General features: G+C 72.2%; 8 protein-coding genes. 4 read left to right on the plus strand and 4 right to left on the minus strand.

The window, feature by feature from the left end; translation table 11 throughout:
• From GRC12_RS36475 to GRC12_RS36490, 4 genes are all read right to left on the minus strand, one after another.
• The coding region (locus GRC12_RS36475) for an AAA family ATPase (protein ID WP_208784364.1) at positions 1–880 on the minus strand (880 nt) is incomplete at its 3' end.
• Positions 880–2,076, minus strand: a complete 1,197-nt coding sequence (locus tag GRC12_RS36480) for a DUF4350 domain-containing protein (RefSeq protein ID WP_208784366.1) — start codon at positions 2,074–2,076, stop codon at positions 880–882. The genes GRC12_RS36480 and GRC12_RS36475, both read right to left, overlap by 1 nt.
• Positions 2,073–2,855 (minus strand): DUF4129 domain-containing protein, encoded by a 783-nt coding sequence (locus GRC12_RS36485; protein WP_208784368.1) that lies wholly within the window; start codon positions 2,853–2,855, stop codon positions 2,073–2,075. Before GRC12_RS36485 ends, GRC12_RS36480 begins: the two co-directional genes overlap by 4 nt.
• A gap of 4 nt (positions 2,856–2,859) precedes the next feature.
• On the minus strand, positions 2,860–4,185 hold the full coding sequence (locus tag GRC12_RS36490; protein WP_208784371.1) for a glycerophosphoryl diester phosphodiesterase membrane domain-containing protein: 1,326 nt from the start codon (positions 4,183–4,185) through the stop codon (positions 2,860–2,862).
• 140 nt (positions 4,186–4,325) lie between these two features.
• Here GRC12_RS36490 and mtnA point away from each other — a divergent pair, with 140 nt between their 5' ends.
• The 4 genes from mtnA to GRC12_RS36510 all read left to right on the plus strand — a co-directional run bounded on the left by mtnA (position 4,326) and on the right by GRC12_RS36510 (position 10,229).
• The gene (mtnA, locus tag GRC12_RS36495; RefSeq protein WP_208784373.1) at positions 4,326–5,474 is read left to right on the plus strand and encodes an S-methyl-5-thioribose-1-phosphate isomerase; all 1,149 of its coding nucleotides are present in this window, start codon (positions 4,326–4,328) and stop codon (positions 5,472–5,474) included.
• 202 nt (positions 5,475–5,676) lie between these two features.
• Positions 5,677–6,366, plus strand: coding sequence for a two-component system response regulator MtrA (gene mtrA, locus GRC12_RS36500; RefSeq protein ID WP_187283109.1), 690 nt, complete (start codon positions 5,677–5,679; stop codon positions 6,364–6,366).
• Between the two features lies 1 nt (position 6,367).
• Positions 6,368–8,431, plus strand: a complete 2,064-nt coding sequence (gene mtrB / locus GRC12_RS36505) for an MtrAB system histidine kinase MtrB (RefSeq protein ID WP_208784375.1) — start codon at positions 6,368–6,370, stop codon at positions 8,429–8,431.
• Positions 8,421–10,229 carry an LpqB family beta-propeller domain-containing protein gene (locus GRC12_RS36510; protein ID WP_208784377.1) on the plus strand — a complete coding sequence of 603 codons (1,809 nt, stop codon included), beginning with the start codon at positions 8,421–8,423 and terminating at the stop codon, positions 10,227–10,229. The genes mtrB and GRC12_RS36510 overlap by 11 nt, the downstream gene beginning before the upstream one ends.
• Positions 10,230–10,348 lie beyond the last annotated feature (119 nt).

The raw sequence follows: 10,348 nt of genomic DNA on the forward strand, positions 1-10,348 counted from the left end.
GCCGGCCGGAGACGGTCGTACCGAACACCACGTAGTCGCGGCCGGTGAGCCATGCCCACGCGCGTGAGGTGGCCAGGAGGGCCGTCGCGCCGCGGGGGGAGACACCGAGGGTGAGGGACGGGGACTCGCGGGTGGCACGGCAGATGTCGACGACGTAGGCGGTGATCTCGGGGGAGACCGTGGTCTTGGCGACGGCGGCGCGGGCGGCTTCCAAGTCGGCGGGGCCTGCGACGGGGCGTACGCCGGCGGCGCGCAGGTCGCGCGGGTTGAAGCCTTCGGCGTGGCGGGTGAGGACGTCGATCTCGTCCTGGCGGGAGGGCAGAGGGATCGTCAGTTTGAGGAGGAAGCGGTCCAGTTGGGCTTCGGGCAGGGGGTAGGTGCCCTCGTACTCGACCGGGTTCTGGGTCGCGGCGACCAGGAACGGGTCGGGGAGCGGACGCGGGGTGCCGTCGACCGTGACCTGGCGTTCCTCCATGGCCTCCAGGAGGGAGGACTGGGTCTTGGGCGGGGTGCGGTTGATCTCGTCCGCGAGGAGGAGGTTGGTGAAGACCGGGCCGGGCTGGAAGGAGAACTCGGCGGTGCGGGCGTCGTAGACGAGGGAGCCGGTCACGTCGCTCGGCATGAGGTCGGGGGTGAACTGGACGCGTTTGGTCGTCAGTTCGAGTGCGGATGCGAGGGCGCGGACGAGCAACGTTTTGGCGACCCCGGGGACTCCTTCTAGTAGTACGTGTCCGCGGCAGAGGAGGGCGACGACGAGGCCGGTCACGGCGGGGTCCTGGCCGACCACGGCTTTGGCGATCTCGGCGCGCAGGGCCTCCAGGGAGGCGCGGGCCTTGCCCGGGTCCCCGGTGATCCCGGCGTTGTCAGTGGTCGGGTCCATCATGGACGGCGTACCTCTCTTTCGAGGGCGTCGAGTTGGTCGGCGAGGGCGATGAGGGCCGCGTCGTCGCTGGGCGGCGGGCCGAAGAGGAGGGAGTGCAGTGCCTGTCCGTCGCCGCGGAGGTGGGCGGACAGGGCGGGGAGCAGGGTCTCGGGCGCGTGTGCCTGAGTGACGGGGACGCCTACGAGGGGGGCGAGTCGGGTGCGGGTGGTGGAGCGAAGAGCGGCGGCCGCGCGGTCGCGGGCGTTCGCCTTGCGGTAGAGGCGGGCGCGGCCTTCGACGGTTTCGGAGGCGCGGATCGCCACGGGGAGTTTCTCGGGCACGAGGGGGCCGAGCCGGCGTGCCCGCCACAGGGCGGCGAGGCATGCCGCGATGAAGAGCTGCAGTGTGCCCCAGTGCCAGCCCGATGGCAGCAGGTCGAGGAAGCCTTTTTCGCCGCCGTCGCCGGTGGCGGAGGTGTCGGAGAGCGAGGGGAGGTACCAGACCAGATGGGGGCGGGAGCCGAGGAGTTGAAGGGCGAGCGAGGCGTTGCCCTGCTTGTCGAGCCGGTTGTTGAAGAGGATGTCGGGCGCGCCCAGGACGACGGTGTCGCCGCTTGCGGAGGTCTGCGGGATGCGCAGCAGGGTCGCCAGGCGCTCGCTGGGGTAGCACTTGTCGGCGTCGAGGTGCGTGGTGGTGTAGCGGATGCCGCCCGTGTCGGCGCTTCCCGCGCGCTGGGCGGCGGGCAGCGTGCAGTCGGGGGCGAGCGTCGAGTCGAAGCTGGTGGCGGGGTCGGCGGTGACACCGGGGGCGAGTTTTTCGACGGAGGAGCTGCCGGGGGCGATCAGGACGGTGCGTCCGCCGGACTCGGCGATCGTGGAGTGCAGCGTGGACTGTTGACGGGGCGTCAACAGGTCGGGGACTGCTACCAGGAGAGTGGTCCGGGGGCCGGCTGCGGCGCGGGCTTCGTCCAGGGTGGTGACCACGCGCGTGGAGACGCCGCGGTCGGCGAGGAGTTCGGCGACTGCGCGGCTGCCGTAGGGGTCGACGGAGCGCGGGTCGAGTTCGCCGTGCCGGGTGTCGGAGCGCACCACGGCGATGACGACGGCCGCGGCCAGCAGGACGACGAGGGCGAGGGCGATGCCTCGCGCGCGGGTCCACACCTGACGGGCGGTGGGCGAGGCCGAGGTGGTCGGGAGCGTGGCCTCGGTGGTCATCCGGCGGCTCCCTGGCGGCCGTTGCGGGCCGTGCTGGGGATGCTGCCGGCGAGTTGGGGCTTGGTGCGTTCTAGGTCGCGGTCGAGTTCGGCGATGCGGTGGTACGACGTCTCGCTCGCCCTTCGGCCGCCGTACGTGACGTCGTCGAAGTCCCGGGCGGCGGCGCGCAGTCGGTCGGTGTGGGAGGGCAGCGCGGTGCCTGCTTCGGCGGCCGCCTCGTCCGCGGTGCGGCCGGGGCGGACGTCGAGGAGTGCGCGTTCCTCGAGCGAGCGGACGATGGCGCGCATCCGTTCCTGGACGGCCTGGTTCCAGTGGCCCTGGGCGGCCTGCGCCTCGGCGGCCGCGCGGTGTTCGGCGGCGCTGCGGGGGCGGTCGTCGAACAGGGCGGCGGAGGAGGTGGGTTGGCGGCGCGGGCTGCCGAGGCGCCACCACAGCGCCCCGAGGACGGCGAGGACGGCCACGAGGACGACGACCAGGCCGAGCGTGCCGCCCGGGGTCGCGGTGGCGGCGGTGCCGAAGAGTTTGTCGACCCAGTCCCAGAAGGCGTTCAGGGCGCGCTGGAACAGGCTGGGGTCGTTCTCGTGGTACATGTGCTTGGACAGCTCGCGGCGAGCCGCCTCGCGCGCGGGGTCGCGCGGAATGGTCACCGGTGGTTCGTCACCGGAGCGAGCGAGCGACAGCAGGGATGTGTCGCCGGCGCGCAGCAGGGTCCGTACGGCCGCTTCGGCGGCGCCCGGCAGTGCCGGTACCGAAGTGAGAAGGCCCCCCGTCAGGCTCACCGCATCAGCTCCCCGTGCCGGTGGCGGTGCCGTATCCCTGGACGCCGGCGGCGCGGGCCAGGTCGAGGTCGAGGGCTTCGCGGCCGATGCGCTGGTCGATGTAGAGCAGGACCGTGACGCCGGCCGTGATCGGGAACGTGATCATGGAGCCGATCACCGAGCCGATCCCGCTGATGATCAGGAACGTCCAGCCCGCGTCTGCGCCCCCGCTGTTGAAGAAGTTGACGATGCCGTCGCTGCCGAACGCGGCGGCGATGAAGGTGAACGGGATGACCACGATCGACGCGACGATGTTCGCGATGACCGTGGCGAGCAGCTGGATGCCGAAGACCCGCCACCAGGAGCCGCGGACCAGCTTCACGGAGCGGCTCATCGACTTGACGATGCTCTGCTTCTCCAGCATGAGCGCGGGCGAGGCGAGCGAGAAGCGGATCATCAGCCACAGCGCGACGACTCCGGCGGCGAGGCTGCCGAGGATGGCGAGCGCGGCTCCCGCGTCGCCCGAGCCGGCGACGGCGACGAGGATGCCGGGCAGTGCGCCGCCGAGGATGACGCCGGCCGCGATGAGCAGCAGCAGGAAGATCAGGCCGAACAGTTTGGGTACCTGCGGGCGGGCGTCGCGCCAGGCCTCGCCGGCGGTGACCGGCCGGCCGAGCACGGCGCGGCTGGTGACCGTCGTCAGCAGGGCGGTTGCGGTGATCGTGCCGATGAGGGAGACCAGGAACACGACGCTGGTGTTGAGCATGGTGTCGCCCATGGCGCGGGTGACCTCGGAGAGGCTGGCGCTGGGGTCGCTGAGGGTTTCAGCGGTCTCCCGGTCGTTCAGGGCGAGGCCCTGGAGCAGGACGACGACGATCTCCGTGACGACGGCGACGGTCAGCGAGATACCGAGGACCGTGCGCCAGTAGGTGCGCATGGTGGAGACGGCGCCGTCGAGGATCTCGCCCACGCCGAGCGGCCGCAGCGGGATCACGCCGGGCTTGGCCGCGGGCGGGGGACCGCCCCAGGCGCCGCCGCCCCAGCCGCCGTAGGGACCGCCGTAGCCGCCCCAGCCGCCGGGCGCGCCGGGGCCGCCGGGAGGGGTGCCGCCCCAGCCCGGGCCGGGCGGTGGAGGAGGCGGGGCCTGGCTGGGGCTCGCGGGGCCGGTGGGCGCGGACCACTGGCCGGCGGGCGGCTGGTCCTTGGACCACTTCACGCCTGGTTCCTGCGGGTCCGTGCCCGGCTGGTCGGCGGGTTGTGCGGCGCCGGGACGCGGAGTGCCGGACTCGCCGGGCTCCTGCCCGTCGGACGGGGCAGATCCGGGCGAGGCCCAGCCCGGAGTGTCGTTCATCGTCGCTCCTTCACGGTGCCCGTCCGCGGTCGCGGCGGCAGGTTGGCAGCCATCGTGCCATGGGGTGCTCGCGGAGGTACCGGCCGCGGTATGGGCTGCACACCTTCAATTGTCCGCCGGATAAGGGGCAGACTGATCGCATGGCTGATCAGCACGCGCAATCCGGCGAGGACAGCAGGCCGACCGAGATCCCGGCGATCCGCTGGGAGGAACCACCCGAGGGGCCCGTACTGGTCCTACTGGATCAGACGAGGCTGCCGGCCGAGGAGGTCGAACTGGTCTGCACGGACGCGCCCGCGCTGGTGGAGGCGATCCGTTCGCTCGCCGTGCGCGGGGCACCGCTGCTCGGGATCGCGGGGGCGTACGGCGTCGCGCTCGCCGCCGCCCGCGGCTTCGACGTGGACGACGCCGCGGCCGCGCTGGCGGGCGCCAGGCCCACCGCGGTGAACCTCTCCGTCGGCGTGCGCAGGGCACAGGCGGCCTACAAGGCCGAGAGCGCCAGGAGCGGCGAGGGGGAGCGGGCCGCCGGGGCGGCGCTGGCCGCGGCGCGGCAACTGCACCAGGAGGACGCCGAGGCCAGCGCTCGGATGGCCGAGCGGGGGCTGGCGCTGCTCGATGAGCTGCTGCCCGGCGGCGGGCACCGGATCCTCACGCACTGCAACACCGGGGCGCTGGTGTCGGGCGGTGAGGGGACGGCGTTCGCGGTGGCGCTCGCGGCGCACCGGGCGGGGCGGCTGCGGCGGCTGTGGGTGGACGAGACGCGTCCCCTGCTGCAGGGCGCTCGCCTCACGGCGTACGAGGCGGCGCGCAGCGGGATGGCGTACACCCTGCTCACGGACAACGCGGCGGGCTCGCTCTTCGCGGCCGGTGAGGTGGACGCGGTGCTGATCGGGGCGGACCGGATCGCGGCCGACGGGTCGGTGGCGAACAAGGTGGGGAGCTATCCGCTGGCCGTGCTCGCGCGGTACCACCATGTGCCGTTCATCGTGGTGGCGCCGGTGACGACAGTGGACCCGGACACCCGGGACGGGGCGTCCATCGAGGTCGAGCAGCGTCCCGGGCACGAGGTCACCGAGATCGTGGCGCCGCAGGTGCCGGTGGTGGGAGTGGAGGCCGGGGGCGGGATCCCCGTGGCGCCCCTGGGGACGCAGGCCTACAACCCCGCGTTCGATGTGACGCCGCCGGAGCTGGTGACCGCGATCGTCACGGAGGAGGGCACCGTCTCGCCGGTGACGGCGGAGGCACTCGCGGAGCTGTGCGCCAGGTCGCGGCCCGTGACGGCGTCCTGACACGGTTGCGGAGGGTGTGGGACGTTTCGCGCCGGTCGGCCGGGCCGACCGGATGGTCGGCGTGCGCCTACCCTGGGTAGCTGAGATCCGTTGTCGGCGCCGACGTCGGCGGACAGGGGCAGACAGTGACGGCTGAGTACGACTATCGTCACGGGCCAGTGACCCTGCTCACCTGCACCTTCGCCACCGTTATGAGAATGGGATGATGTCGTTTATGAAGGGACGAGTCCTTGTCGTCGACGACGACACCGCACTTGCCGAGATGCTCGGCATCGTGCTGCGTGGTGAAGGGTTTGAGCCGTCTTTCGTAGCTGACGGCGACAAGGCGCTGGCCGCGTTCCGGGAGGCCAAACCCGATCTGGTGCTGCTCGACCTGATGCTGCCCGGCCGGGACGGCATCGAGGTGTGCCGGCTGATCCGGGCCGAGTCGGGTGTGCCGATCGTGATGCTCACGGCCAAGAGCGACACCGTGGACGTCGTCGTCGGGCTGGAGTCCGGGGCCGACGACTACATCGTGAAGCCGTTCAAGCCGAAGGAGCTCGTCGCGCGGATCCGGGCGCGGCTGAGGCGGTCGGAGGAACCGGCGCCCGAGCAGTTGGCCATCGGTGACCTGGTCATCGACGTGGCGGGCCACTCGGTGAAGCGGGACGGGCAGTCGATCGCGCTGACGCCGCTGGAGTTCGACCTGCTGGTGGCGCTCGCGCGCAAGCCCTGGCAGGTGTTCACGCGCGAGGTGCTGCTGGAGCAGGTGTGGGGTTACCGGCACGCGGCCGACACCCGCTTGGTCAACGTCCATGTGCAGCGCCTCCGTTCCAAGGTGGAGAAGGACCCGGAGCGTCCGGAGATCGTGGTGACCGTCCGTGGCGTCGGGTACAAGGCAGGGCCGAGCTGACATGTCCGGTGACAGCGCCGCCACGGCGTCCGGGCCGGCCGGGGCCCGCGCCGGGCGGCCTGTCGGCCGGAAGCCCGCCGGCTCCCGCTGGCAGCGCCTGCTCGAGGGCGGGCTGCTGCAGGGCGGAGTCCAGGGCAGCCCCGTGCTGCGGCTCTTCATGCGCTGGGTGCGCCGACCGCTGCTGCCCGTCATGCGGCTGTGGCGGCGCAACATCCAGCTCAAGGTCGTCGCCACGACCCTGCTGATGTCGCTGGGCGTCGTACTGCTGCTCGGCTTCGTCGTCATCGGCCAGGTGCGCAACGGACTGCTGGACGCCAAGGTGAAGGCCTCCCAGAGCCAGGCCACCGGCGGTTTCGCCGTGGCCAAGCAGAAGGCCGACGAGGCGGAGACCGGTACCGCCGACACCGCCCAGTCCCCGGACGGGCGGCAGTCGCAGAACCTCACCTCGTGGATGAGCGACCTCGTCGAATCCCTCTCCAGCGGTGGTCAGGGCGCCTTCGACGTGGTGACGCTGCCCGCGGGGGACAACAACAGCGGCGGCGGACGCGGCCCGCGCGCCTCCGGCCAGCTCGACCCGACGGCCAGCGTCCCCGACGACCTGCGCGCACGGATCAACGAGGTCCAGACGGCCGCGCAGAGCTACACGCGGATCATCTACAAGGACAGCGACAAAGAGTCCCAGCCCGCGCTGGTCATCGGCAAGCAGGTCAACGACCCCACCGGCAACCCGTACCAGCTCTACTACCTCTTCCCGCTCACACAGGAGGAGAAGTCGCTGAGCCTGGTCAAGGGCACGCTGGCGACCGCCGGGCTCTTCGTCGTCGTACTCCTCGGAGCGATCGCCTGGCTGGTGGTGCGGCAGGTCGTCACACCCGTCAGGATGGCGGCCGGGATCGCCGAACGGCTGTCCGCGGGCAAGCTGCAGGAGCGGATGAAGGTCACCGGCGAGGACGACATCGCACGGCTCGGCGAGGCCTTCAACAAGATGGCGCAGAACCTCCAGCTGAAGATCCAGCAGCTGGAGGACCTCTCGCGGATGCAGCGGCGGTTCGTCTCCGACGTATCGCACGAACTGCGGACGCCGCTGACGACCGTACGAATGGCCGCGGACGTCATCCACGAGGCGCGGGAGGACTTCGATCCGGTCACCGCGCGGTCCGCGGAGCTGCTCGCCGACCAGCTCGACCGGTTCGAGTCGCTGCTCGCCGACCTGCTGGAGATCAGCCGGTTCGACGCGGGCGCGGCGGCGCTGGAGGCGGAGCCGATAGACCTCAGGGAGGTCGTACGGCGGGTCGTCAGCGGAGCCGAACCGCTCGCGGAGCGCAAAGGCACACACATACGCGTACGGGGCGACCAGCAGCCCGTCATCGCCGAGGCTGACGCACGCCGCGTGGAGCGCGTGCTGCGCAACCTCGTCGTCAACGCCGTGGAGCACGGCGAGGGCAAGGACGTCGTCGTCAAGCTCGCCGCGGCGGGCGGGGCCGTCGCCGTCGCGGTACGCGACTACGGCGTCGGACTCAAGCCCGGCGAGGCCACGCGCGTGTTCAGCCGCTTCTGGCGGGCGGACCCGGCACGCGCGCGTACCACCGGCGGCACCGGGCTCGGGCTGTCCATCGCCCTGGAGGACGCGCGGCTGCACGGCGGCTGGCTGCAGGCCTGGGGCGAGCCGGGCGGCGGCTCACAGTTCCGGCTGACGCTGCCCAGGACCGCGGACGAGCCGCTGCGCGGCTCGCCGATACCGCTCGAACCCAAGGACTCGCGCCGCAACCGCGGACTCAACGACGCCGGCCTGCCGCGCGGCGGCGACAAGACGGCCACCGTGCCCGTGCAGCCGGCCGGGGACCAGATACCCGCGATCGCCCCGAGGCTGAACGGCGCCACAGCCACAGCCGACCCGACCGCGCTGCCCGGCAACGGCGCGCGTGTCGTGCCCCGGCCGGCCTCGGGCACGCGGCGACAGGACGAGACGCCCCCGGCGCAGGGGGCACGGAGCGAGACCCCGGGCCGTGCGGACACCGGACCGGAGGACTCGCCGAGGCATGGGGAGGCAACGCGTGGGCGCTGACCGTCAGGGGGGCGCCCGGCGCCGACCGGTGCGCGCGGCGGCGTACGGCGTGTGCGGCGTCGTACTGCTGGCCGGGTGCGCGTCGATGCCCGACAGCGGGGACCTGCGCGGCGTCGACTCCACGCCACGGCAGGACACTCAGGTGCGGGTCTTCGCCATGCCGCCCCAGAAGAACGCGCAGCCCCCCGAGATCGTCTCGGGCTTCCTGGAGGCGCTGACCAGCGACGACCCGAACTACTCGACGGCGCGGCAGTATCTGACCAGCGCCGCCTCCCAGGCGTGGGATCCGGGCCTGTCCACCACGATCCTCGACAACGGGCCGGGCACCGGCCAGGACCGTTCGGACGCCAAGGACAACCTCTCCTTCACCCTGACCGGCACCAGGGTCGCCAAGGTGGACGCACAGCAGTCGTACGAGCCCGACAGCGGCCCCTACAACGCGCTGGTCCATCTCGCGCGGGACAAGACCGGGCAGTGGCGCATCGACCGGCTCCCGCAGGGCGTCGTCATGGGGAAGTCGGACTTCCAGCGCAACTACATGTCCGTCAACAAGTACTACTTCGCCTCCGCCGCGACCTCGGGGGCACCCGCGGCCGTCGCCGACCCCGTGTACGTGCGCCGCCGGGTCGATCCCATGACGCAGACGGTGCGCTCGCTACTGAACGGCCCCACGAACTGGCTCAACCCCGAGGTGCGGACGAGTTTTCCCACCGGTACGGCGCTGGGCAAGGGCGTCACCTCGCTGGCGCCCGACGACCAGAACAACCTCACCGTGCCGCTCAACGCCAGCGCCGCCCAGGTCGGGACGGCCCAGTGCGAGCAGATGGCGACGCAGCTGCTGTTCACGCTGCAGAACCTCACCACGGCCATCGAGCAGGTCGAGCTGCGCTCGGGAGACCGGCGGCTGTGCACGCTCCGCGAGGACCGGACCGCCACGGTCGCCACGCTGGCCTCGACCGCCCACACCGGCTACCTGTACTTCATCGACGCCAAGAGCAGGCTGGTGCGGATCGCTGCGGGCAGCCCCAGCACCAGCGCCGAACCCGTGCCCGGGGCACTGGGCGAGGGCGCCAAGGCGCTGACGTCGGTGGCCGTATCGCGTGACGAGAGCATGGCGGCCGCGGTCGCCGCCGACGGCAGGGAGCTGTACGTCTCCTCGCTGGTGTCGGGCGGCTCCCTCGGAAACCCTGTGCTGACCAGCCAGGGCAAGGCCGAGCAGACCCGGTTCACAGCACCCAGCTGGGACGCGCAGGGCGACCTCTGGATCGCCGACCGCGACCCCGCCGGCCCCCGGCTGCTCCTGCTGCGGCAGGGCAAGGGGCACCCGCTCGAGGTGAGGACACCGGACCTGAACGGGCAGATCGAGGACGTACGCGTCGCCGCCGACGGCGTGCGGATCGCACTCGTCGTCGCCAAGGGCAAGGAGAAGTCCCTGCTCATTGGACGGATCGAACGGGGCGGCGACAAGGGTGCGCCGACCGTTTCGGTGCTGGAGCTGCGGTCCGCGACGCCGGAGCTGGAGGACGTCACCGCCATGTCCTGGGCCGGGGACAGCCGGCTCGTGGTGGTCGGGCGCGAGCAGGGCGGTGTCCAGACGATGCGGTACGTCCAGGTCGACGGCTCCACCCCCGACGGACCGGCGCCCGCCGCGCTCACCGGGGTGAAGGAGATCACCGCGACCGAGTCCGAGGGGTTGCCGATGGCGGCGTACTCGGACGACGGGATCGTGCGGTTGGGGTCCGGAGGACAGTGGCAGAAGGTCGTCTCGGACGGCAAGGCGCCGGTCTATCCGGGCTAGGCCAGGCCCTAGTCCTGGGCTGTCCTGGACTAGTCCGACACGGCTTCGAGAGCGGCCGCTTCCGACCAGGGGGACCTGGCGGGGCGGCCGCTTCGTGTTCGGTTCGGCGGGCGGAGGGG

Origin of the sequence: Streptomyces griseorubiginosus (assembly GCF_017614965.1) — a bacterium.
GTDB lineage: Bacteria > Actinomycetota > Actinomycetes > Streptomycetales > Streptomycetaceae > Streptomyces > Streptomyces griseorubiginosus_B.

Excerpts from the sequence above, each read along its gene's own strand:
- GRC12_RS36480 (WP_208784366.1), bottom strand. The coding sequence starts at position 2,076 with ATGACCACCGAGGCCACGCTCCCGACCACCTCGGCCTCGCCCACCGCC.
- GRC12_RS36490 (WP_208784371.1), bottom strand. The coding sequence starts at position 4,185 with ATGAACGACACTCCGGGCTGGGCCTCGCCCGGATCTGCCCCGTCCGAC.
- mtnA (WP_208784373.1), top strand. The coding sequence starts at position 4,326 with ATGGCTGATCAGCACGCGCAATCCGGCGAGGACAGCAGGCCGACCGAG.
- mtrA (WP_187283109.1), top strand. The coding sequence starts at position 5,677 with ATGATGTCGTTTATGAAGGGACGAGTCCTTGTCGTCGACGACGACACC.
- mtrB (WP_208784375.1), top strand. The coding sequence starts at position 6,368 with ATGTCCGGTGACAGCGCCGCCACGGCGTCCGGGCCGGCCGGGGCCCGC.